Source organism: Photorhabdus akhurstii, assembly GCF_018448925.1.
Taxonomy (GTDB): Bacteria; Pseudomonadota; Gammaproteobacteria; order Enterobacterales; family Enterobacteriaceae; genus Photorhabdus; species Photorhabdus akhurstii.
On the sequence record NZ_RCWE01000005.1, the window covers coordinates 129,451 to 153,411 of the forward strand.

Sequence of the window (23,961 nt, forward strand, 5' to 3'; positions counted from 1 at the left end):
GCAAGACGTATTTTGGCATCACATCGAGTTTGTCTTCGATACCGAAGGTGGTAAACAGACTGATTAATCGCTATTCCAGAAGAAAATAATAACCCATTATATTTGTGGATAAAAAAGTACTTTCTCTATTTTAATCATTCATTTAAAACTAAAGATAATAGAGCCTGACGAGCATAAATACCATTCTCTGCCTGTTGGAAATAATAAGCATAGGGCGTTTTATCTACATCGACAGTAATTTCATCAATACGTGGCAACGGATGCAGAACTTTGAGGTTCTCTTTCGCTCCGAGTAGATCGGAGGCGCGTAGAACAAATTGTGCTTTTACGTTGGCATATTCGGATGGATCAAGGCGTTCTTTCTGTACACGAGTCATATAAAGAATATCTAGTTCCGGTAATACTTCTTCAATATTCGCGTGTTGGCTGTAGGTTGCACCTTTTTCATTCAGCATATGAAGAATATGGTTTGGCATTGCCAATGCTTCCGGGGCGATAAAATAAAAGTGATTGCCATTAAATTTCGCCAGCGCTTGTGATAGCGAATGGACAGTGCGGCCATATTTCAGATCACCAACCATAGCGATATTCAGACTATCCAGCCGTTGCTGAGTTTCCTGAATCGTGAACAGATCTAGCAAGGTCTGAGTCGGATGTTGGTTGGCGCCGTCACCGGCATTGATAATCGGAGTGTGACCGGAAAACTCAGAAGCCAGACGTGGGGCGCCTTCCTGTGGATGGCGTATCACGATGGCGTCAACATATTGGCTGATAACGGAAATAGTATCGGCTAGCGTTTCACCTTTCTTACCTAGAGAGGTGTTGCTGCTGTCTGAGAAACCGACAACTGAAGCGCCAAGGCGATGGATTGCTGTTTCAAAAGAGAGGCGAGTACGGGTGGAAGCTTCGAAGAAACAACTAGCGATGACCTTGGGTTTCAGCAATTCAGGTTGTGGTCTGGCTTTCAGTGCAGCAGCAGTCTGCAACACCAATTCCAGATCTTCGCGACTCAGATCATTTATTGAGATGATATGTTTGCGATATAACGGATTAGCCATTTTTCACTCTCCTCTAATGCTGACATCCGGGGTGGCGATCATGAATCGATTACCGGGCAAAAAAAAGCCCCTCATTGAGGGGCGTTAAATGATTGGTTTAGCAACGGGAAAACAATGACGGCTAGCTGCCCTCTTTCAGGCAGTTGTGCTTGATGACAAAAATAAGCGCTGTCTTTCATGATTTCTCCCGGCAAATTGTGGCGCATTATACTCGTGAAAAATCTTACAGCAACTATTTGACCGAAGAAAAATAAGATTGGCAGGATCATATCTTTAAAGACATCATCCTGCCGATATCTCAACTAATTAAATTTTAAGATCATTTGCTAATGTTGCCACCATTACCGCTTTAATGGTATGCAGGCGATTTTCTCCTTGATCAAATACAATACTGTGCTCTGATTCAAAAACTTCATTGGTAACTTCCAGCCCTCCATACATATTAAATTCAGCCGCGAGCTGTTTGCCTAATATCGTTTCTTCATTATGAAATGCCGGCAGGCAGTGCAGGAATTTTACCTGTGGATTGCCTGTCATGTTCACCACATCCATATTCACTTGATAAGGTTTCAAGAGGTTAATTCGTTGTTGCCAAACTTCTTTTGGCTCGCCCATAGAAACCCAGACATCGGTATAAAGAAAATCAGTATTTTTAACCCCTTCGGAGATATTTTCCGTCAGAGTAATTTTACCTCCTGTTTTTTCAGCCAGTTTCTGACATTCAGTAACCAGCGCGGCATTGGGCCAGTACTTTTCAGGGGCAATCAGCCGAACATCCATGCCCGTTAGTGCCGCGGCTTCTAGCATGGTATTACCCATATTGTTACGGGCATCCCCCAAGTAGGCGAATTTGATTTCTGACAATGGTTTTTCTGGTTGATGTTCCTGAATAGTTAGCAGATCTGCCAGTAGCTGAGTAGGGTGAAATTCATCTGTTAGTCCATTCCATACCGGAACACCTGCATATTTTGCCAGTGATTCAACGATTGTCTGGGCATAGCCGCGATATTGAATACCGTCATACATACGGCCAAGTATACGAGCGGTATCTTTGATCGATTCTTTATGACCAATCTGGTTACCACTGGAGCCGAGGTAGGTGATATTTGCCCCTTGATCGTAAGCTGCCACTTCAAATGAACAGCGGGTACGGGTGGAATCTTTTTCAAAAATCAGCACGATGTTTTTGCCTGTTAACAGGGCTTTTTCTGTACCAGATTTTTTAGTCGATTTTAATTCAGCAGCTAGCTTTAGCAAGGCATGAATTTCTGCTGAGGAAAAATCAAGTAACCTTAAGAAATGACGCTGATGGAACGGATTCATTGTTTGGTGTCTCCGTATTTATTGTTTGCATTTAAATTCAATCTATATCTATAAAAATGCAATTTCAACTCCGTATTAGATTTCTTTGATGTAAACAGTGGTTAGCCCGCCTGTGGTGTGGGAGAATGAGTATTGGGACGGCCAACTGCTTGAGGATATTTGGTATGGCAAATCAAAGAGACTTAGAAGAACAACGCGAAGAAACGCGCCTTATTATTGAAGAATTACTGGAAGATGGTAGTGATCCTGATGCACTTTATGCCATTGAGCATCACTTTTCCGCTGAGGACTTTAGCCTGTTGGAAAAGGCAGCGGTTGAAGCCTTTAAACTGGGTTATGAAGTGACTGACGCGGAAGAATTGGAAGTCGAAGATGGTACGATTCTGATGTGTTGTGATGTTATCAGTGAGTGTGGATTGAATGCAGAATTGATTGATGCCCAGGTTGAACAGTTGGTGAATCTGGCTGAAAAAATTGGCATTAATTATGATGGTTGGGGCACTTACTTCGAAGATCCTGATGAGCAAGATGAAGATGATTTGCCGGAGCAGGGTGAGAGTAGACTTCATTAGTATGATCAATATGTTAAGAATCCTGTATTAGCTCTGGTCGTGATTGATACATGTGATTCAAAACAAAATAGTCCTTATCTGCTTTGGCGAATAAGGACTATTGCATTTAATAGACTATTTTATCAAACCGTGTTCTCTGACTTTTGAAAGAATGGTTCCCCTCCTAATTTGGTTTGCCTCGGTGACTTCCCTTTTTAATTCTTGCCCTAGCTCATTAGAAACCAGATCCTTATGTTTTTCTGCAAGATTGCTTAATTCTTCTGCGGTGTGAACAACGCCGGTCACTTTCCACGCGAATGACAGACCTTTGAACGCCACTTTGGCTACCGGGTGTGGTACGACTGCGGCGGCTGTATCCAGTGTGGCGCCGACCGTTGCACCCAGCGATGCCCCGGTAATTAGCGTATCTGTTGCGACCTCTTTTAAATCATCAGTTGCTTTTTGCAGCTCTTCCAATTTTTCTGGGGTGACGGTAGCAGTAGCCGCACCTGCCTTAAATACCTTTTTTATACCGTCGAAGGTGAGGCTAAAATTATTAATTGCGTCGGTGCCAGCGGCTTTTGTTAGCTCAGTTTTGTTTAGTTCACCTATATTGCCAGCGGCGGCGAATTCTCCGGCAGCCGCGACTAAACTTGCCCCTTCTTTTATTGCTTGAGCGCCAGGGACTTGTCCCTGCGCGAGATGTTCTGCGGCTTCTTTGCGTCCCGCTATGTTATGGGCTATCTGTTTCATCGGGTCATAGTTTGCTTTTAAAGCACTCGCTTTTTGGGTGATTTTGCTGACTTGTTGATCACCATAGGATTCAGAAGCAGGAGATGGCATCTGAGGTCTTTCAGCTTGTTGATTTTTATGTTTGTAAAGTTCGTATGCTATACCGCCAACGCCTAATGCGCCTGTTGCTACGGTTTTAAATATACGTCCATCTTCATCTATGCCAGTCATTGGATTATTTCTTACCATACGGTATAAATTCAGGCCATCTACTGTTCCAGCCGGGTCAGCGCTTAACCATCTACCGGCCCACGGTTGATAATAACGGTAGCCGTAATAGTACAGTCCTGTTGCATCACGCTCTTTGCCTGAATAACGAATGGTTTTGTAACCAGCTTCAACCTGATTTCTTGCCGCCCATATTGCGGTGCCGCCATAGGGGTAATACTCTTCCCAACTGATAATTTCCCCGTGCATATCCAGTTCTAATTCGCTGCTGTGTGTAAGATTATCGTAGCTGTATCTGACTTGATCGTTATCTATGCCAGTGGGTTGGCCTTTTTCCCAGTGTAGAACGCGTACTTGTGCTCTTCCTGCTTGTCCGACAGCAATAACTTGCAAGTCTTCGGTGATATTGGCGCCGCTTTGAGTGGTATGTAATTCCAACCCTGGCAGGTAAGTGACTCGTTGTTGTTGCGTGGCATTGGGTGTTTGCTGTTCATTTATTTTCAATAGCCGCATTCCATCACTGTCATAGCGGTACCATTCGCGCGCGCTGTTACCACTTTGGTTCACTTGTTGTAGTTCTCCCCGGGGTGTCCAGTTTAAGGATTGCCCTGATAACAGACTGGTTTGATGACCACCTGCATCAAAGAATGTATCAACGAGATTGGGATCGTTGGTTAGGGTACTGAGGACACCACGGTTATTGCGGTTTGAAATGGTGATATCTGTGGTGTAGTTATTGTTACTTGCCGGAGCGCTATGCCGGATTTGTGTCAGGTTGCCGCTATCGTCGTAGGTATAAGTGCGAGTATAGTTAGTATAGGTATTGTCATCGGTAGGAAGAGGGGTAACTAAAGGAGGGAGCTGGCTTCCTTGCTGACTAATGTTAGCCATTTCGCGGCCGGTTGCTATGATAAGTTGGTACAGAGAATCATAGGTATACGCATTTTCCGGTACTATTTTCTGATTACGCCAGAATCGAGTTGCTTCTGCATCATTACGAATATTGATCACATTGCCAACCGGATCGTATTCATAACGTAAATCCTGTAGTGGTTTTGTACTATCTTTAGTCCGGCGAGTTTTAATGTTAATTAATCGTTGGGTCTCTGGTTCATAGGTATATTCTGTAATAACGCCGTTACCATGTTCTTCTCGTAATTTCTGTCCGGCTGCTGACCAGGTAATAGATTGCACAATAACTTTTTCGGATTGGCCTTTTAATGTTAACCAGCTACCTTTCAATTGGCCTGCTACATCATAGGCCAGCCGCTGTATATTTCCTTTGGCATCGATTTGGGTTAGCAGAGCACCAATGGCATCAGTTTTATTTTGAGTAGTGAATATGTTGTCATTTAGTTTTGTACGCCAACTATTTTCATCATCACCATGCCAGTCAGCTTCCTGATTTTCGGCTATTAATTGACGGGATTGTGATAAAACCGCGCCTGTTAAGGAGAGACTTTCCAGTTGTACCAATCCCGCAGTGTCATAATGGCGTATACATTGCCCGGCGAGGTTCTGGTTTTTCTCCGCATCGGTATTACTTGCCCAAATAAGGCGTTCCGTAGTTTTCTCGTTCTTTTGTATTAACTCGGTGACAGCCAGCAAGCGGCCGGGCAAGGTATTACCTTCATAGTGATGAGTTTGACGAACGCCTGTTGCATTGATGGTCAGTACTGGGCGTCCTTCGATATCGTTTAATGTAACTGTTCGGCCGGCATCGATACTTTCTTCACGCAGCGTATTACCAGCGAGACTAAAGGTACGAGTGAAGTTTGAACCGCTCTGATTTTTATATCTACGTGGGTCCGTGCTTTTTACTTGAAATCCTTGAATATTAAATTCATAGCGAGTGATCAATTCGTTGCTATTGGTTTCATTGGCTTGAGTACGCAGATATTCCAGCGTACGGATATTTAACCCTCGATTATCTCGTACGCTGACAGATGGAGTATTTCGGTTAATTGCAGAATTGTAATGACTCATATTGCAGCTCCTTATGCTGTTTTAGTCTGTTAGCTAGTTTAATAGTAATGACCTGAGACTTTACTATGGAATGAGTAAAATCTTTAACAGAACAGTATGATAATTTTTGAAATTGACAGTATGAGAATTAGTATTTCCATAGATGTGAATAGAATGGTAGGGTGACGAAAAATTATTTTTATATTCATATAATTAAGTTATTATCTCACCTTGTCGGTTATATCTGTGATATTGAAGATTTGTACGCGGATATTTAATTGATGTGTGGATAAGAGTTTGGGATGTTAATTATGACATTGGAAAAAAATTATTCTTTTGTATATTCTCTTTGTTTGATAATAAATAAGGCTATTTTACTATTATGACTCCAATATGACAGCAGGATAGTAGTTATTTCTATTACCATCAATTCTCTTATATAAAAGAAATTTCAGATAATTATTTCTATCATTTATAGTACAGATGCTGGTAAATGGTGTAAAAAGTGTTAATTTAATCGGAAATGGATGTAATTGATTATTAGGATATATTCATATGATTGACATGGTTTTTTACTCTATATTAGCAACTTAATGGAAAGGTCTTATATATTGATCTTAATTACGTCAATAAAATAGTGTTAATTTAAAGAAGGTATTTCAAATGGCTAATGTAAGTAATATTAGGAAAATTATTAATAATACCCAAAAGAAAATCTATGTTGTGGTAGGCGAAGATAATAACAAAACGCATACTGTTAATATTAATTCTGAATGGGTAGGTGATCTCTGGGTACCGTGGATTGGGGCGCAGGATGAGAGTAAAAAGGCTATTCGTATAACGATAGATGGTGAGCCAGAAATTATTTGGTTTTTTCAAGACTTTAAAAATCCTCCAGGTAAGGATCAAATAAAGTATCATAAAGGTAAGATTTTCAGCTATAAAAATGCAAAGGATGTAGAAGGTGAAAGCTCAGGAGGAGGGAACAAGACGTTGCGTTTCTATATAGATGCTAAAAAGGTGGTGAAATTTAAACTAATTTAATTAAGGGAAAGTGCAGAATTCTGATTGTTCTCATGGATAGCAGAATGTATTCAGAATTCTGTGTTAATTTTCACGACTCATATATTAAGTAGCTATTCTAAGTTATGTCATTGCTATGCAACTATTAAGAGAAAACCACCTCTTGCAAGCAGAGGCGGTTATTTTCTTATTTGGAAACATCGGTACCGAAATACTGAGTGGAAATGCGTAGATAGGTGCCATCGGCTTTGATATCGGCTAGTGCCTTATCGATAGCGGCTTGTAATTCTGGTTCGCCTTTACGGATTAGCACACCGACTGGATCGCCATTGGGTTCGGACGCGACAACTTTTACCGGTGCATTGGGTTTGTGTTTCCTAAAATCGAGATAGGACAGATTATCGTTGATAGTGGCATCAGCCCTGCCTGTAGCAACCAAATCGATGGCCTGATTAAATCCTTCGGTAGGAACGATTTCCGCACCGAAACGTTTTGCCAACCGGGCATAATTGCTGGTTAAGCTATGGCTGGAGGTTTTACCTTTCAGATCGCTAAACGTTTTTATATTGTCATTATTTTTCCGGGTGATAAGTACGGCTTTAGATATGATATACGGTGCGGAAAAGTCATATTTCTTTTGGCGTTCTGGCGTAATAGCGACCTGATTGAGTACCGCGTCATAGCGTTTAGCATCCAGCCCGGCAATAAGCCCATCCCATTTGCCTTCGGTAAACTCGGCTTTGACATTCATACGTCGTGCGATTTCGCGGCCAATATCAATATCAAATCCAGTTAAAGCTCCTGAGGCATCGTGATAGGTAAATGGCGGGTAAGTTCCTTCGGTAGCGATTTTGAATACTCCTGTTGATTTAATATTATCAAGGCCAGACTCTGCATGTGCAGAATATGCAATGCCGAATTGAATAACACCCGCTAATAATGCGGTGAACAACGCTTTCATTTTCTTTCTCCAAACTGTTAAAAAATTTATTTGATGTCATTAACTGATTCTTGGATCAATTACGGCAAGGTTATTTTAACGGTGGGTTATATCTCCCAATCCGGTAAAGTATTGGTTAAGGTTGAAACAAATTCCACAGTACGTTGTTTAACGGCTCGGGTGAAAATCGTTTTCGACGTTCCCGATTCGACAATTTCCCCGGATTCTAAAAATATGACGTCGTGGGCAAGATTTGCTGCCAAGCGCAGATCATGGGTAGCCATTAACATCGTGGTTCCTTCTTTAGCCAACTGCTTTAATACGGCAACAACTTCCTGCGATAATTCTGGATCAAGCGCGGAAGTTGGCTCGTCGCACAATAACACCTTGGGCGAAGGCGCCAGTGCCCGGGCAATCGCTACGCGTTGCTGCTGACCACCGGATAGTGTGGCTGGAAAGACATCGGCCTTGTGTGACATACCAACCTTTTCCAGTAATTCAAGCGCTCGCTGTTTAGCCTGTTCATGTAACCATTTTTGAACCCAGATTAACCCTTCCATAATATTTTCAATGACCGTGAGATGAGGGAAAAGTTGGAAGTTTTGGAATACCATACCGGTTTGTTGGCGAATCCGTTGTATATCCTTGTGGGCAATCCGACCTTTGCCGGTGAAAGCCATGCTTTCATTGCCGATTTGGATCTTCCCGGCTTGGGGAATTTCTAATAAGTTGATGCAGCGTAATAGCGTGCTTTTGCCACTTCCTGATGGGCCAATCAGGGCGGTCAGGCTGCCTTCCTCAATGGTGAGATCGATTTTTGTCAGGACCTTGTGCCCGTCAAAACTTTTTTCAATGCCGGAGAGTTGGATCATCTTTTAATTCCTGTGTGTCACTCTTTTGCGAAAACTTCTTTTCCAGACGGGCTTGTAGTGATGACAACACTGAACTGATTATCAGATAAAGTATTGCCGCCTCAGTATAAAGAATGAGTGGTTGATAAGTCACCGCAGCAATACGTTGTGCGGCAAGGAAAAGCTCCGGTACGGTGATGACTGAGGCCAGTGAAGTATCTTTCACCAGTGAAATAAATGTGTTTGAGAGTGGTGGAATCGCGATTCTTGCGGCTTGAGGTAGAATGATTCGACGTAATGATTGCGTCCAGCTCATACCGATAGAATAAGCCGCTTCCCACTGCCCTTTTGGTACAGACAATAAAGTAGCGCGAATCACCTCGGAGGTATAAGCGCCAATATTCAAAGTGAAACCAATCACCGCGGAGGTGAATGCGCCTAACGTAATGCCGACGCTAGGTAAGGCATAAAAAATAAGAAACAGTTGTACTAGCAACGGCGTGCCACGGATCAGCCAGACGTAGAATTTTGCGACGGCAATAAGCGGTTTTGGCCCGTAAAGCCGGATGAGCGCCACGATAAAACCCAGTATGATACCGAGAGTAAAAGTAATGAGGGTTAGTGGAATAGTGAAAGTAAAGCCCGCATAAAGCATGGGCCAAAAAGAATCGAGTACTAAATTGAACCAGGAGGGTTCCATATATTTTCCCTATTGTGTGTAATATAACTATACCCGTCATCTCTCAAGTTGCCTCTTTGTTGGCTGCACTCACTCACCCCGGTCACATAGTTTTCTATGCTTTCGGGGATTCGCTCCCTTGCCGTCGCGATGCATCTTGAAATCCATAGGGTATATATATTTATAGTAATTTTTTTAAATATCATATGGCAAGCTGTCAACTTACATATATAAGATATAGTTATATCATATTATCATTTTAGATATATAGAGTGATTTATATAAATCAATATATCTAATGTTTGGTTAAAATATTTTCTAATTACTTAATTCAACAAGGTTAATAATAAAGTCCCCTGGACAGAGTTTGTCTTTAACTTCCAGGGAACTGTTAAGGGAATATTGCACTTATTCGGAAGGATTATCACCAAAATAGTTAGCCCAGATACGCTGATAGGTACCATCGGCTTTGATGTCAGTTATTGCTTTATCAATAGCAATTTTGAGTTCTGACTCTCCCTGACGAAGTAAAACGGCTGTCTGCCCTGCATTGGGGCTAGTTGCGACAATTTTTACTGGTGCGTTTGGTTTGTGCTTCTTATAGTCCAGATAAGATAAGTTATCATTAATAGTGGCATCGGCTCTGCCGGTACTAACCAATTCTATTTCCTGACTAAATCCATTCGTGCCGATAATTTCCGCGCCGTTATCTCTGGCTATTTGAGCGAAGTTGTTGGTTAGAGTATGTGCTGAGGTTCTGCCTTGTAAGTCGCTGAATGTTCTTATGTTATTGTTATCTTTATTAATGATAAGTACCGCTTGCGATGTGATATAGGGGATGGAGAAGTCATATTTTTTCTTGCGCTCAGGTGTAATCGCAATTTGGTTAATTACCGCATCAGAACGTCCCGCATCTAACCCGGCAATCAGTCCGTCCCATTTTCCCTCAATAAATGTTGGTTTGACATTCAATCGGCGTGCAATTTCACGGCCAATGTCGACGTCGAAGCCAGTTAAAGTACCGGAGGCATCGTGATAAGTGAATGGTGGATAAGCTCCTTCCGTCGCTATTCTGAATGTGCCGGTGGATTTAATCTTATCAAGGGTTGATTCTGCATTAGCGTAATGTACGAGGCCAAATTGGATAGTACTTGCCAATAATAGGGTAAGAATTGTTCTCATTCTATTTCTCCGGGTTGTTATAAATGAGTAAATTAATTTATTGCTACCTTGATAGTGCTTAATGAAATAAATTATTCATAATAATAAATAATTGAATATTAAATTAGACTAAAATTGCATTATTGTTTACCTTTTTGCTTGTAATAATGTATTTATATGATTTTATTCTCTGTATAATATGCTAACTATAATGATTTATATATAAAATAAAATTATATCATATTGTCATTTCAGATATATAAATTTAAAAATTAATATTCACTCATGTTAAGGAAGTAGGTATGGTTATTTTCAATATTCTTGATGGTATTGATATAGAATAGATTCAATTTACATCTTATTATTAATTTTATCGTTTACTATTTAAATTAAAAAGCCACTGACAATGAATTGCAGTGGCTTTGGTGAGAATTTACTTTTTGAAAAGATTACAACGCGGCAATCGTTTCTTTCTGAGCCAGCAGCTTCTCTTTTGATGTATTGCAGCTTGCCAGACGTTCACGCTCTTTGGCGACAACAGCTTCGGGCGCACGGCTGACGAAACCTTCATTTGACAGCTTGCCTTCAATGCTGCCAATCTCTTTATCCAGTTTCTCAATCTCTTTATTCAAACGGCTTAGTTCGGCCTCTTTATCCACTAAGCCAGCCATTGGAATTAATACTTCTGCGCCATTAATCAGTTTAGTGACAGAAATCGGCGCTTCTTCACCCGCAGAGAGAAGCGTGACAGAAGATAATCGGCCCATTGCCTGAATGAAATTCAGGTTTTCCGCTACACGACGTTGTGCATCAGCATCGGCATTACGTAGCAAAACTTCCAGTGGTTTGCCTGGTGCGATATTCATTTCAGCACGGATATTACGTACTGCAATAATCGCTTCCTTAATCCATTCCAGATCGTTCAGCGCCAGTTCATCAGTTTTCGCTAGATCAAATTCAGGGAATCGTTGCAGCATAATAGTATCTGCTTCAATTCCTTTAACCACTTTCACCCGTTGCCAGATGGTTTCAGTGATAAATGGAATAATTGGGTGAGCCAGGCGCAATAATCCTTCCAGAACTTCGATCAGAGTATGACGGGCGCCACGAACTTCTGCCTCTGAACCTTTGTTAATTGCCGGTTTAGATAGCTCCAGATACCAGTCACAGAACTGGTTCCAGGTGAATTCATAAAGAATATTGGCAGCCATATCAAAACGATATGTATCCAGTGCTTCACGGTAAGCTTTTACTGTCTGGTTAAATTCAGCCAGAATCCAACGATCAGCCAGTGACAGCACTATTTCACCGCCATTTTGGCCGCAATCCTGACCTTCTGTATTCATTAGAACAAAGCGGCTGGCATTCCACAATTTGTTACAGAAATTACGGTAGCCTTGCAGGCGTTTCATATCCCAGTTGATATCACGACCTGTTGAGGCCAGCGCTGCTAACGTAAAGCGTAGGGCATCGGTACCATGCGCTTCGATACCTGCCGGGAACTGCTTCTCGGTACGTTTGCGGATTTTTTCGGCCAACTGTGGCTGCATCATATTACCAGTACGTTTTTCTAGCAGATCTTCCAGAGAAATACCGTCAACCATGTCCAGTGGGTCAATGACATTCCCTTTGGATTTGGACATCTTCTGACCTTCTTCATCCCGGATAAGACCGGTCATGTAGACAGTCTTAAAGGGAACCTGAGGTTTGCCATTTTCATCTTTGATGAAATGCATGGTCATCATGATCATGCGAGCAATCCAGAAAAAGATGATATCAAAACCGCTCACCAACACATCGGTTGGGTGGAAAGTTTTCAACGCCTCGGTTTGTTCAGGCCAGCCAAGGGTAGAGAAAGTCCATAAACCGGAAGAGAACCAGGTATCCAGTACATCTTCATCCTGGTTTAAAGCGATGTTCGCGCCCAGATTGTTTTCACGGCGGACTTCTTCTTCACTGCGACCAACATAAACATTACCGTTGGCGTCATACCATGCCGGAATACGGTGGCCCCACCATAATTGACGAGAGATACACCAATCCTGAATATCGCGCATCCAGGAGTAATACATATTTTCATACTGCTTAGGTACAAACTGGATATCGCCATTTTCAACGGCTTCGATAGCCACTTTCGCCAGAGGCGCGGTACGGACATACCATTGATCAGTCAGCATGGGTTCAATAACCACACCGCCGCGGTCGCCATAAGGAACAGTCAGATCATGAGGTTTAATTTCAACCAGCAGGCCTAGTTTTTCGAACTCAGCAACCATCGCTTTACGAGCTGCAAAACGTTCCATGCCTTGGTATTCAACCGGAATATCAGAGCTGTAAACATCAGAAATTTCGCCATTGGTATCGAAAACTTCGGCTGCATGACGGATGTTGCCATCAAGGGTCATGATATTGATCATCGGCAGGGCATGGCGCTTACCGACTTCATAGTCATTGAAGTCATGGGCAGGTGTAATTTTTACGCAACCGGTACCTTTTTCCATATCCGCGTGTTCATCACCGACAATAGGAATGCGGCGGTTAACCAATGGCAGAATAATCTCTTTGCCGATTAAATCCTTGTAACGCGGATCTTCCGGGTTAACTGCCACGCCGGTATCGCCTAACATCGTTTCAGGCCGGGTAGTTGCAACGATCAGATAATCTTTCCCTTCTGCGGTCGTGACACCATCGGCCAATGGATAACGCAGATGCCACATAGAACCTTTCACTTCACGGTTCTCAACTTCCAGATCGGAAATCGCAGTGTGCAATTTCGGGTCCCAGTTAACCAGCCGTTTCCCCCGATAAATGAGATTCTCTTGATACAGACGGACAAAGGCTTCTTTTACGGCGTTGGACAGACCTTCATCCATAGTGAAACGCTCGCGCTCCCAGTCAACGGAGTTACCCAGACGACGCATCTGATTGGTAATCGTGCCGCCGGATTCTGCTTTCCACTGCCAGATCTTATCGATAAACGCATCACGGCCATAATCGTGGCGGGTTTTGCCTTCTTCTGCTGCGATCTTGCGCTCAACCACCATTTGAGTGGCAATACCTGCGTGGTCAGTACCGGACTGCCACAACGTATTTTTACCCTGCATCCGCTGATAGCGGATCATGGTATCCATAATGGTTTGCTGAAACGCATGGCCCATATGTAGGCTGCCGGTCACGTTTGGCGGCGGGATAACAATACAGAAACTCTCACGGCTGGTATCGCCGTTCGGCTTGAAGTAACCACTTTTCTCCCAATGGTTATAAAGAGGCTGTTCAATTTCTTTAGGATTGTACGTTTTATCGAGAGATGGCTCGGCTTGCGTTTGAGTTGCGGGTGTTTTTTCCATTTTATCTTGATACTTAGTATGTTGGCGGCGTTGCCGTGGTCAAATTAAAGCCGACGCTGCGATATGATTTATATCGTTCACGCGCTAACTGTTTCAAATTTTCATCTATAGGAACGAAGTCTATCACTTCATGGAAAGCGGTGGCAAAGTCTGCAAATTGCGGCAACAGATTTATTAAGATATCACGAGGGGCATTTCCCCGTTTTTGCGGCCAACATAACTCAACTGGCGCACCATATCTTGGCCCTTCACCAGCAAGATTATGTGGGACGAACTGATGAGGCTCCCGTTGCCATAAGGCTTCATCTAACTTTTCTGCCTGTAGCTGGTTTTCACAGGCAATTAGCACCCGTTTTCCTGCTCGCCATTGGTCGGCCGCAAATTGACATGCCAGCCATTCGTGAGCTTGCAAATCTGCCTGAGGTGATGGCTGTTCCAGTAAATAAAACGTGGCACTTTTCATAATGTCTCTGTTACGGAGAAAGGGCATTGTTAAATGCCCTTTTGATAAACTAAGAGAGGAATCAAATCAATCGTCGTTATTGATACCGGCACTTCCCGCCCGATTTAACAGGAATTGTGACAGCAGTGCAACCGGGCGACCTGTTGCGCCTTTTGCTTTACCTGAACGCCAGGCCGTACCCGCGATATCCAGATGCGCCCAGTGATATTTTGTTGCGAAGCGAGACAGGAAACAGGCTGCGGTAATCGCACCACCCGCACTGCCGCCGGTATTCGCCAGATCGGCAAAGTTAGAATCGATTTGCTCGAGGAACTCGTCAGTCATTGGCAGACGCCATGCGCGATCACCGGATTGTTCTGAGGCATTGAGTAACTCATGGGCCAGTGGATTATGGTTGGATAACAATCCACTGTAATGGTTACCAAGCGCCGTTATGCAAGCCCCGGTTAGTGTAGCGATATCAATGACCAATTCTGGATCAAAACGTTCAACGTAAGTTAACGCATCGCACAGAACCAGACGGCCTTCGGCATCGGTGTTGAGTACTTCGACAGTCTGACCAGATAGGGTGGTTAAAATATCTCCAGGTCGGTAAGCGCGACCCCCTGGCATATTCTCGCAGCCTGCCATGACGCCGATGACATTGAGTGGTAATTGTAGCTCAGAAACCACACGCATTACGCCATAAACCGTTGCCGCTCCACACATATCATATTTCATCTCATCCATGCCGCCAGCAGATTTGATTGAAATACCGCCGGAGTCAAAAGTCAGGCCCTTGCCAACCAGAATGATGGGTTTGGCATTTTTATCAGAACTGCCTTTATATTCCATGACTGACATCAGAGATTCATTCTGAGAGCCTTGACCAACCGCCAGGTAGGCATGCATGCCTAGCTCTTTCATCTGCTCTTCACCAATCACTTTTGTTGTAATATGGCTATTGGCAGAATCTGCGAGCTGGCGTGCCTGAGAAGCCAGATAAGCTGCATTACAGATATTGGGTGGCATGTTACCAAGATCTTTGGTCGCTTTGATACCGGCAGCAATGGCAAGGCCGTGTTGGATTGCACGTTCACCGCTGGTTAGCTCCCGACGGGTCGGAACATTGAAAACCATCTTACGCAGTGGGCGGCGCAACTCATTTTTATTACTTTTTAGCTGGTTGAAAACATAGAGAGACTCTTTCGCTGTTTCCACCGCTTGGCGTACCTTCCAATAATTATTGCGGCCTTTAACATGCAGTTCTGTTAAGAAGCAAACTGCTTCCATTGAACCCGTTTCATTGAGGGTATTGATAGTTTTCTGAATAATCTGTTTATACTGGCGTTCATCCAATTCGCGCTCTTTACCACAGCCGATAAGCAGAATACGCTCAGATAACACATTGGGAACATGATGCAGCAGCAGTGATTGACCAACTTTGCCTTCTAGTTCACCGCGACGCAGCAATGCACTGATGTAACCGTCACTTATTTTATCGAGTTGTTCAGCGATAGAGGAAAGGCGACGAGGTTCGAAAACGCCGACAATGATACATGCACTACGTTGTTTCTCCGGGCTACCGCTTTTTACACTAAACTCCATGCGTTCTCCTGAATCTTAAAGACAAAGACGGATGCTATCGCTAAAATATAGCGTTCCGCATTAATCTACCCCATAGAAAATTAACTATTTATGTTAAGCTAAACCCACTATTTGTTATTGTTTAGCTAACTATATAAGTATGTTCTGATTGGGAACCTGAATATGGAATGCTTCGATATCATTTTAGCAGTGAGGAAGCCAAACTGATGCACATAATAAATGGTATATATACAATGAAGTTAGCGATTTTCCTGCAAAAAGACAAGTTTTCACAGGCGTAATAAGCGTGATCATCATTAGATATCTAGTACGGGAAACCCTGAAAAGCCAAGTTGCGATACTTTTTATCCTTTTACTCATCTTTTTCTGTCAAAAGTTAGTAGAAGTTTTGGGTGCCGCAGTGGAAGGGGACGTCCCGGCAAACTTAGTTTTATCCTTATTAGGATTAGGCGTGCCTGAAATGGCGCAGTTGATTTTGCCCCTGAGTCTGTTTCTTGGGGTATTGATGACTTTCAGTAAACTCTATACTGAAAGTGAAATAACTGTTATGCATGCGTGTGGCTTAGGCAAGCGTGTGCTGGTGGTTTCGGCGCTTATTCTGGCGTTGTTAACTTCCGCGTTAGCGGCAGTGAATGTCATTTGGCTCATGCCGTGGTCCTCGAAATATCAAGAGCATGTGGTGGCTGATGCTAAAGCTAATCCAAGTTTAGCGGCGATCATGGAAGGGAGGTTCAAACCTTCCGACGATGGTAATTTGGTGCTCTATATTGGCAACGTGCATGGCAATAAATTTGAAAACGTATTCCTTGCCCAACTTCGTCCCGTTGATAACCAGCGTCCTTCTGTGGTGATCTCTGATGGTGGTCATATGGTGGAGCGGCCTGATGGCAAACAGGTAGTTATCCTTAATCATGGCACCCGTTATGAAGGTACTGCCATGTTGCGTAATTTTAGGATCACTGAATTCCGTGATTATCAAGCAATTGTTGGGCATCAGACATCAATCGTAGATAGTAATAAAGTTGAGCAGAAGTCTATTGTTCAGTTATGGCAGGATGATGATAAAGATTCCCGCGCTGAGTTCCATTGGCGTCTGACTCTGGTGCTTTCGGTACTGATTATGGCCATGATGGTTGTACCCTTAAGCGTGGTAAACCCGCGTCAAGGGCGAGTACTAAGCATGTTGCCAGCGATGCTGCTATATCTCATTTTCTTCTTACTACAAAGTTCCCTGCGTTCTAACGGTAGTAAAGGCAAATTGGACCCCCTTATCTGGATGTGGTTGGTTAACGGGGCTTATTTGACGCTGGCGTTGGTTCTTAATATTTGGGATACCTTACCGATGCGTAGGATTCGGGCTTGTTTCAAAGACAGAGGAGTAGCCTGATGTTTGGTGTATTGGATCGTTATATCGGGCGGACTATTCTACAGACTATTCTGATGACGCTGTTTATGCTGGTATCACTTTCCGGCATTATTAAGTTTGTTGATCAGCTAAGAAAAGTGGGGCAGGGGGAATATACCACTATTTCCGCGGGTCTTTATGCTTTGTTAAGCGTACCGAAAGATATTCAGATATTTTTCCCGATGGCCGCTTTGCTTGGCGCTTTATTGGGGCTTGGTACGCTGGCAACCCGTAGTGAGTTGGTGGTCATGCAGGCTGCTGGATTTACCCGTATGCAAATTGCTGGTTCAGTGATGAAAACGGCTATTCCGTTGGTGATCCTGACAATGGTTATTGGTGAATGGGTCGCGCCACAAGGTGAACAGATGGCGCGTAATTACCGGGCTCAGAAGATGCTTGGTGGTTCTCTGGTTTCAACAACTAAAGGTATGTGGGCTAAAGATGGGGACGATTTTATCTACATCCAGCGGATTGTGAGTGATACAGAGATTAAAGGCGTCAATATCTATCATTTTAGTGATGATAAAAAACTACTCTCTGTAAAGTATGCAGCCAGTGCGGTTTATGATGAAGATAGCGACCTGTGGAAGCTTTCTCAGGTGGAAGAATCTGATCTGACAGACAGCAAAAAAATCACTGGCTCACAACGTATTTCCGCTGACTGGAAAATTCTCCTGACGCCAGAACAGTTAAATGTGGTAGCGCTTGAGCCTGAAGCACTTTCCATTAGTGGTTTATATCAGTACATCAAGTACCTTAAGCAGAGTGAGCAGGAGTCAGGACGTTATCAACTGAATATGTGGAAAAAAATATTTGCCCCACTTTCAGTTGCAGTAATGATGTTGATGGCGCTCTCTTTCATCTTCGGACCATTGCGTACTGTGCCGATGGGGGTGAGGATAGTAACAGGGATCAGCTTTGGCTTCCTATTCTATGTACTTAATGAGATTTTTGGCCCACTGAGCCTGGTGTACAACATGCCAGCGGTTCTGGCAGCACTGTTACCAAGCTTATCGTTTCTTATTGTGAGTATTTACTTACTCCTTAAGAGACAGTAGTTTTTAGAAATCGGGGAACCATAGGGATAGGGTTTTTGGCTAAGAAACCCTATCCTGGATATCTCGATTTTACGACGTAAAAGATTCAAGCTTGATGGTGATTTTTCGACAATGCGGTTACCAGTTGATTAACCCCCGTTGTTACACTACTGAACTGGCTGCGTTGTTTACGAGTAATTACCACAAACACCCCGATATTTTGTTCGGGGATCATTGCCATATACGTATTAAACCCCCCGCCGCCACCGGTTTTCTGATAAATACCCGGTACATCGCCACGGCCGTTCATGTAAACCCACCCAAGGCCAACGCCATCTGCCTGACCGGCAACATCCATCCCTTTAATTGAAGCCAGAGCGGAACGCTTAAAATAAATACCTTGTTCGCGACTCGCAGTTTGTTTACGTAACTGACTGTCTGATGATAAAAACTGCTGCATCCAGCGCTGCATATCTTTTGGCGTTGAATAAATTCCACCACTGCCTGCTGCTGCAATCGTATTAAGACACGGACTCGGCTTATAACTTTCCATCAAACGAGCACACTGAGAATGGTTTGGTGTCAGTGTAGTGTCTTTCATGTAATAAGGGCCAGTGATCTTATCGTATAACAAACGGGTGTATGGCTTACCTGTAGCCTTAGAGAGCGCATCTGCCAATAAATCATAAGCCAGATTAGAATAAGATGCTGTTGTGCCTGGTGCGGAGTCTAATTGAGCTGTCTTTAACCAAGTCCAGCGGTTGGCTTGTGTAGGCCAGACAAAAACAGGACGCCCCCATCTACCTCCCGGTTGCTCACGAGGTAAACCACTGGTATGGCTTGCCAGGTGGAATAACCGGATAGGTTGAAGAGGGCTATACAGGGGGACTTTCACGCCATAATAACTATAATCCTGCAATGGATCGGTGGAGCGCAGAACCTCATCCTCTTCGAGCTTGATCATAACCTCACTGGTCATCAACTTAGTTAGCGAGGCAATACGAATGATTGAATCGGGTTTCGGACGGATGCCACTTCCCGGACGGGTTTCACCGAAACTGCGGTAAACCGTCTGATTATTATCAATCACCACCATCGCCATGCCTTGCGCATTGCTGCCGCTGAAAATATCCTGTGCATACTGATCAACCAACTGTGAAGCTAGTTTTTTAGTTCTCACATTTCCTTCGAACACTTCCCATTTCAATGGTTGTTTCTTCGGTTGCAGAAACTTTGCCGAATATGTTTTATCAGAAGAAGAACAGGCTGCGAGAGCCAACATCATGGTAGAAACAGAGAAGATCTTAAAAAACTGTTTATTCATTTTGAATTGACCAATCAGGCATACTTCCGGTGAATACAGGAACAGGATAGAGAGACCAGAAACGGCTACTTATTCTTCTTAAACAATGCCATCAACGCACCAATGACAATGCCCAAAAAGATCCCGGCGCCAATCCAGCTAATAATCGTCATAACCATTTACCTCATAGCGAATTATCATGCTGAGATTATATAAGGTGATTATAGGTTGTCTATCAGCGTCAGGTGGTTCGGCTAACGATGATTGTAAAAACTGTCTCGGGGGAGTTGTTTTTTCTCTGTTATTGTAGAGAAGGCGCTATTTCAGGTGGAAAAGATATTGCTGTGTGTGTTTATTTAGAGCTTTTATGTTCAGTAATTGAACTCGCATGTGTGTTGAGAGATAGGTTTGATCTTTTTTTCAACACTTAAACCAAAGTTAGAAGGATAACAGTTGCTAACAGATCGCTGACAGGTATAATGGCCCTCGTTTTCCGCATACTACTTCAGTGCCGAAGTGGCGAAATCGGTAGACGCAGTTGATTCAAAATCAACCGCCTTCGGGTGTGCCGGTTCGAGTCCGGCCTTCGGCACCATGACTATGTTCATAGCAGTTCATCAAAGTCCACTTATCCAAGAAAACTCCTTATAAATCAAATAAAATAGTTTATCAAGGTCTATTATCGTCCGTTGCAATCCACATATCTGTGGGGGCATAATTGGGGGCATCTTCCGATTCGATTAATAATGTGCCCCCAACATGAAACTCAATGCCAGGCCAGGCAAATAGAGGCAGCAAAGCCAAAAGATAAAGCCTATAAACTCGCTGATGGTGGCGGGTTGTATCTGGAAATTACTCCGAGAGGTTCAAAATACTGGCGTATGAAATACTGTTGTGGTCAATAAAAATTGGTCACTAACTTAGATCCTGTCGTCATGAGAAATTTCGTGCAATAGTAATCCCCCTTATTCCATCATAAGAGCTGATTAACCATGAGCACACCTGCACGCCGCCGCCACGATATTTCAGATCGCGTCTGGAACCTGCTTGAACCTCATTTGCCGGGTCGGAAAGGTGCTTCGGGGCGTGTTGCTGAAGATAATCGACGTTTTATCAATGCCGTGTTTTGGATTTTATGGACGGGGCACCTTGGCGGGATCTGCATCCTGATTATGGCGACTGGAAAAATACCCATCGTCGTTTTTGCCGCTGGAGAGATAAAGGGATATGAGAAAAGCTGCTCGAACAATTGGTTAATGATCCCGATTTCGAATGGTTAATGATTGATGCCGGCCATATTAAAGTTCATTCCGATGCGGCGGGGGGCAAAAGCGGTAATCAGGATATGGGACTTACAAAAGGGAACTCAATACAAAGATGCACTTGGCTGTGGATGCGCATGGTATGCCGGTCAGAATTGTTATTACAAGCGGTACCACAGCGGATTGTTCACAAGCTGAGACCTTAATTGACGGATTTGATGCCGAGCACCTCTTGGCGGATAGAGGCTATGATAGCAACGCGATAGTAGAAAAAGCGGGGCAACAAGGCATGCAAGTTCAGATCCCCAGTCAGAAAAATCGAAAGGTTGCCAGAGAATACGACTGTGAGTTCTACCGACACCGTCATTTAGTTGAAAATGCGTTAAGCGCTGGCGTGGTATAGCCACTCGTTATGCAAAAAACAGCGCGTCTTTTCTTGCAGCAGTACAAATTCGCTGTCTTGTTCTTTGGCTAAAAATATCATGACGACAGTGTCGTCTAGATTTCATGATATTTATATTTTTTTCAATTTAACCAAATTAGATAATCTGAATTATAGGGTATTGCTGCATCATGGCGTGTGGATAGGGAAATCCGCATCAAATGACTTTTTTATATTGGTTTTGCTCGTTTTTAAGTCCTTTGAGTGCTCAAGTGGCAACATGTTAACCCACTGAAAACCAAAATGAATCAATAAATTTGAGAACAATCAGCTATGTTGAACTTCAAAGCAGGATCGTTCGGTTTTATGACACGTAAACCTTAATGATCACGAACTATCGATTTGTGATGAATTGAAATGTATCTTTGAAGACAGACGAGATATTGTACTTAAGCACTGAAAAAACCTTATCAAGACTCAAATGGGTTTTCCCTGCCCGTTCGACAAAAAGTAAGGTTGGGCATGACTCTGACAGAAAAAGTTTACGGGAATACGTTTGTCACGATGTGGGGATAGTCAAACTCGGAATCCATGACTTAAGAAGAGCTTTTGGACGTATTGCAGAAGAACTAACCTCCTATGCAGAAGTAAAACGCTTACTAAATCATCGCAACACTACTGACCTTACAGAACGGTATGCTGAACCTGATCGAGATCATATTTATGATGCAGTACAGAAAAATAGAATTGCATATCATCAAGGCTACTTCTAAATTGTATAATGCACAATTAGAATTGGCAAAGTATCCTCCTTTCAAACAAGGTTGAAATTATTAGCAAGTTAATCATTTGTGCGGAGAATATTATTGACTTAAAAGGAAATGTGTATGTGGCCAGATGTTGAGTCGAATATTGACTATTTAAATTTTGGAGAAGTATCAAGTTTAGCTGTAGATATTTTAAAATCAAAAAATATGCTCCCAGTATCGATTGGGATTTTCGGGAACTGGGGCGCAGGCAAGTCATCATTATTAAAAATAATTGAAAAACAGATCAATGAAGAAGAAGATGAGGATATTTTAGTCGTCAACTTTGATGCTTGGCTTTATCAGGGGTATGATGATGCTAGAGCAGCTTTATTAGAAGTGATTGCAACAAAATTAAATGAAGCAGCTCAAGGAAATGAGGATATTGTAGAAAGAACATTTAATCTCTTTAATAGAGTAGATAAGGTTAGGGCGTTAGGATTGACAATAGAAGGTATTGCATTAGCTCATGGCATCCCTACGGGTGGGATGGTTTCACGAGGCTTGGGAGCAATAAAAGATATATTTAGCAATGGTGTTAATGAGGATAATTATCAAAATACCATTGATACTGGGAAAGAAATAGCCAAATGCGGATTAATTAAGGATAAAGAAATTTCCACTCCACCACAACAGATAAATTTGTTTAGAGAGGAATATAGTGGAATACTCAAAGACCTGAATAAGAACCTGATTGTATTTATTGATAATTTAGACCGTTGTTTACCTCAGAATGCAATTCAAACTCTTGAAGCTATAAGATTATTTCTTTTTCTTCCAAACACAGCTTTTGTCATTGCTGCTGATGAAGATATGATAAGAACTTCAGTTGCCGAATATTTCAAAGGTACATCTGCAAGACATCATATTGATTATCTAGATAAACTTATTCAAGTTCCAATAAGGGTGCCAAGGACTGGACTTTTGGAAATTAGATCATATCTTTTTTTACTTCATGCGGTAAATTCAGGCATAAAAGAAGATTTAATTGAGGATCTCCGGCTGGCATTAGAAAAATCACTACAAGAGTCATGGCATGAAGATCCAATGAAAAAGGAGGATGCTCTTAAGATTTTGCAATGCGAAGGGAATCTTGAATTGGCTCTTGCTTTTGATCAAGTAGACAGAATAGCACCTATTTTTGCAACATCACCAATAATTCATGGTAATCCACGTATCGTAAAAAGGTTACTCAACATTGTGAAGATGAGATCTAATATTGCAAAGAGAAGAAAAATATCTTTAGATGAAAACGTTATAACGAAGTTAGTGATATTTGAAAGATGTGCAGGTGAAGAAGCAGCTAACGCATTGTATTCGATGATCGATACAAATAAAAATTTCAAAAAGATCATGAGTGAATTAGAGCGTAAAAGTTTAGATGAGCTTCCCGAGTCAGTTCCTTCCGTATGGAGAAAATATGAAACAACAAGTGAGTTCGTTCTGAAATGGCTGGAGCTTGAGCCTAAGTTAAGCGATAAAGATTTACGCGCGGCTATATATCTTTCTCGTGAAACAATGCCTGCGGGGCATTATGTTATTGGCCTTTCACCAAAAGCAAGAGATGCATTAAACGTATTAGTAGCAACAAAAAGAAAGAGTTCACAAGCTGCTTCGAGAGCATTAAAAGATATATCTAAAGACGAATTTATCCCTGTAATGGAGGGATTAGTTGAGCATCTTAGAAGTATAACTGAATGGAATAGTCGACCAGACGGGTTTGCCGGTGCTGTATTAGTTGCTGATAACAATATAGAGGCAGCAAAAATACTTAAAAGATTCATCGGTGGTATCAATGAGCAACCACATTGGATGAATATACTTATTAAAGATAAAACATGGAATAAATAAGGAGATA

Annotated in this window: 16 protein-coding genes, 1 tRNA gene and 3 pseudogenes; 9 read left to right on the plus strand and 11 right to left on the minus strand. The window is 42.6% G+C overall.

Annotated elements, in window-relative coordinates; translation table 11 throughout:
- Positions 1–134: 134 nt before the first annotated feature.
- Positions 135–1,058, minus strand: a complete 924-nt coding sequence (gene pyrB, locus EAE93_RS08935) for an aspartate carbamoyltransferase (protein ID WP_036810183.1) — start codon at positions 1,056–1,058, stop codon at positions 135–137.
- A gap of 306 nt (positions 1,059–1,364) precedes the next feature.
- A complete protein-coding gene (gene argF, locus EAE93_RS08945) occupies positions 1,365–2,381 on the minus strand; it encodes an ornithine carbamoyltransferase (protein WP_040151203.1) in 1,017 nt (338 codons plus the stop codon).
- Positions 2,382–2,545: 164 nt separating this feature from the next.
- On the opposite strand from argF, the gene rraB reads away from it, so the two are divergent.
- A complete protein-coding gene (gene rraB, locus EAE93_RS08950; protein WP_011148570.1) occupies positions 2,546–2,953 on the plus strand; it encodes a ribonuclease E inhibitor RraB in 408 nt (135 codons plus the stop codon).
- A gap of 114 nt (positions 2,954–3,067) precedes the next feature.
- Here the strand turns inward: rraB and EAE93_RS08955 are convergent, their stop codons facing one another.
- Positions 3,068–5,878 carry an RHS repeat domain-containing protein gene (locus EAE93_RS08955; protein ID WP_214039525.1) on the minus strand — a complete coding sequence of 937 codons (2,811 nt, stop codon included), beginning with the start codon at positions 5,876–5,878 and terminating at the stop codon, positions 3,068–3,070.
- Between the two features lie 642 nt (positions 5,879–6,520).
- Between EAE93_RS08955 and EAE93_RS08960 the strand changes: the two genes are divergently transcribed.
- Complete coding sequence (locus EAE93_RS08960; RefSeq protein WP_044467104.1) at positions 6,521–6,901, plus strand: hypothetical protein; 381 nt, start codon at positions 6,521–6,523, stop codon at positions 6,899–6,901.
- Positions 6,902–7,067: 166 nt separating this feature from the next.
- Here the strand turns inward: EAE93_RS08960 and EAE93_RS08965 are convergent, their stop codons facing one another.
- The 7 genes from EAE93_RS08965 to pepA all read right to left on the minus strand — a co-directional run bounded on the left by EAE93_RS08965 (position 7,068) and on the right by pepA (position 15,908).
- The gene (locus EAE93_RS08965; protein WP_214039526.1) at positions 7,068–7,841 is read right to left on the minus strand and encodes an amino acid ABC transporter substrate-binding protein; all 774 of its coding nucleotides are present in this window, start codon (positions 7,839–7,841) and stop codon (positions 7,068–7,070) included.
- An 86-nt stretch (positions 7,842–7,927) separates the two neighbouring features.
- Positions 7,928–8,692, minus strand: a complete 765-nt coding sequence (locus EAE93_RS08970) for an amino acid ABC transporter ATP-binding protein (protein ID WP_214039527.1) — start codon at positions 8,690–8,692, stop codon at positions 7,928–7,930.
- Positions 8,670–9,371 carry an amino acid ABC transporter permease gene (locus EAE93_RS08975; protein ID WP_036782460.1) on the minus strand — a complete coding sequence of 234 codons (702 nt, stop codon included), beginning with the start codon at positions 9,369–9,371 and terminating at the stop codon, positions 8,670–8,672. The genes EAE93_RS08970 and EAE93_RS08975 overlap by 23 nt, the downstream gene beginning before the upstream one ends.
- A 387-nt stretch (positions 9,372–9,758) precedes the next feature.
- The gene (locus tag EAE93_RS08980) at positions 9,759–10,532 is read right to left on the minus strand and encodes an amino acid ABC transporter substrate-binding protein (protein WP_214039528.1); all 774 of its coding nucleotides are present in this window, start codon (positions 10,530–10,532) and stop codon (positions 9,759–9,761) included.
- Between the two features lie 428 nt (positions 10,533–10,960).
- Positions 10,961–13,858 carry a valine--tRNA ligase gene (locus EAE93_RS08985; protein ID WP_214039529.1) on the minus strand — a complete coding sequence of 966 codons (2,898 nt, stop codon included), beginning with the start codon at positions 13,856–13,858 and terminating at the stop codon, positions 10,961–10,963.
- A 13-nt stretch (positions 13,859–13,871) separates the two neighbouring features.
- Positions 13,872–14,321: a DNA polymerase III subunit chi gene (locus tag EAE93_RS08990; RefSeq protein WP_036782450.1), complete on the minus strand. Its 450-nt coding sequence runs from the start codon at positions 14,319–14,321 to the stop codon at positions 13,872–13,874.
- Between the two features lie 66 nt (positions 14,322–14,387).
- On the minus strand, positions 14,388–15,908 hold the full coding sequence (gene pepA / locus EAE93_RS08995) for a leucyl aminopeptidase (RefSeq protein WP_036782446.1): 1,521 nt from the start codon (positions 15,906–15,908) through the stop codon (positions 14,388–14,390).
- A gap of 286 nt (positions 15,909–16,194) precedes the next feature.
- Between pepA and lptF the strand changes: the two genes are divergently transcribed.
- Both lptF and lptG read left to right on the plus strand, forming a co-directional pair.
- Positions 16,195–17,295, plus strand: a complete 1,101-nt coding sequence (gene lptF / locus EAE93_RS09000; protein WP_214039530.1) for an LPS export ABC transporter permease LptF — start codon at positions 16,195–16,197, stop codon at positions 17,293–17,295.
- Entirely contained in the window at positions 17,295–18,371 is a 1,077-nt protein-coding gene (gene lptG, locus EAE93_RS09005; RefSeq protein ID WP_040151218.1) for an LPS export ABC transporter permease LptG, read from the plus strand. The genes lptF and lptG overlap by 1 nt, the downstream gene beginning before the upstream one ends.
- Before the next feature lie 85 nt (positions 18,372–18,456).
- On the opposite strand, the gene ampH is transcribed toward lptG, so the two are convergent.
- Entirely contained in the window at positions 18,457–19,674 is a 1,218-nt protein-coding gene (gene ampH, locus EAE93_RS09010; protein WP_214039531.1) for a D-alanyl-D-alanine-carboxypeptidase/endopeptidase AmpH, read from the minus strand.
- A gap of 489 nt (positions 19,675–20,163) precedes the next feature.
- Here ampH and EAE93_RS09015 point away from each other — a divergent pair.
- The 5 genes and pseudogenes from EAE93_RS09015 (at position 20,164) to EAE93_RS09035 (ending at position 23,954) form a co-directional block, all read left to right on the plus strand.
- Positions 20,164–20,248 (plus strand) — tRNA-Leu (locus EAE93_RS09015).
- Positions 20,249–20,399: 151 nt separating this feature from the next.
- Positions 20,400–20,543, plus strand: a pseudogene (locus EAE93_RS09020) (Arm DNA-binding domain-containing protein); the annotation flags it as partial.
- Between the two features lie 102 nt (positions 20,544–20,645).
- Positions 20,646–21,401, plus strand: a pseudogene (locus EAE93_RS09025) (IS5 family transposase).
- 216 nt (positions 21,402–21,617) lie between these two features.
- A pseudogene (locus EAE93_RS09030) lies at positions 21,618–22,125 on the plus strand (site-specific integrase); the annotation flags it as partial.
- 59 nt (positions 22,126–22,184) lie between these two features.
- The gene (locus tag EAE93_RS09035) at positions 22,185–23,954 is read left to right on the plus strand and encodes a KAP family P-loop NTPase fold protein (protein WP_214039533.1); all 1,770 of its coding nucleotides are present in this window, start codon (positions 22,185–22,187) and stop codon (positions 23,952–23,954) included.
- Positions 23,955–23,961: the final 7 nt, after the last annotated feature.

Bases quoted from the DNA above. Each gene is read 5' to 3' on its own strand.
- EAE93_RS08970 (WP_214039527.1), bottom strand. From the start codon at position 8,692: ATGATCCAACTCTCCGGCATTGAAAAAAGTTTTGACGGGCACAAGGTC.
- argF (WP_040151203.1), bottom strand. From the start codon at position 2,381: ATGAATCCGTTCCATCAGCGTCATTTCTTAAGGTTACTTGATTTTTCC.
- EAE93_RS08975 (WP_036782460.1), bottom strand. From the start codon at position 9,371: ATGGAACCCTCCTGGTTCAATTTAGTACTCGATTCTTTTTGGCCCATG.
- EAE93_RS08990 (WP_036782450.1), bottom strand. From the start codon at position 14,321: ATGAAAAGTGCCACGTTTTATTTACTGGAACAGCCATCACCTCAGGCA.
- rraB (WP_011148570.1), top strand. From the start codon at position 2,546: ATGGCAAATCAAAGAGACTTAGAAGAACAACGCGAAGAAACGCGCCTT.
- EAE93_RS08980 (WP_214039528.1), bottom strand. From the start codon at position 10,532: ATGAGAACAATTCTTACCCTATTATTGGCAAGTACTATCCAATTTGGC.
- lptG (WP_040151218.1), top strand. From the start codon at position 17,295: ATGTTTGGTGTATTGGATCGTTATATCGGGCGGACTATTCTACAGACT.
- pepA (WP_036782446.1), bottom strand. From the start codon at position 15,908: ATGGAGTTTAGTGTAAAAAGCGGTAGCCCGGAGAAACAACGTAGTGCA.
- ampH (WP_214039531.1), bottom strand. From the start codon at position 19,674: ATGAATAAACAGTTTTTTAAGATCTTCTCTGTTTCTACCATGATGTTG.
- EAE93_RS08985 (WP_214039529.1), bottom strand. From the start codon at position 13,858: ATGGAAAAAACACCCGCAACTCAAACGCAAGCCGAGCCATCTCTCGAT.
- EAE93_RS08955 (WP_214039525.1), bottom strand. From the start codon at position 5,878: ATGAGTCATTACAATTCTGCAATTAACCGAAATACTCCATCTGTCAGC.
- EAE93_RS08960 (WP_044467104.1), top strand. From the start codon at position 6,521: ATGGCTAATGTAAGTAATATTAGGAAAATTATTAATAATACCCAAAAG.
- EAE93_RS08965 (WP_214039526.1), bottom strand. From the start codon at position 7,841: ATGAAAGCGTTGTTCACCGCATTATTAGCGGGTGTTATTCAATTCGGC.
- pyrB (WP_036810183.1), bottom strand. From the start codon at position 1,058: ATGGCTAATCCGTTATATCGCAAACATATCATCTCAATAAATGATCTG.
- EAE93_RS09035 (WP_214039533.1), top strand. From the start codon at position 22,185: ATGTGGCCAGATGTTGAGTCGAATATTGACTATTTAAATTTTGGAGAA.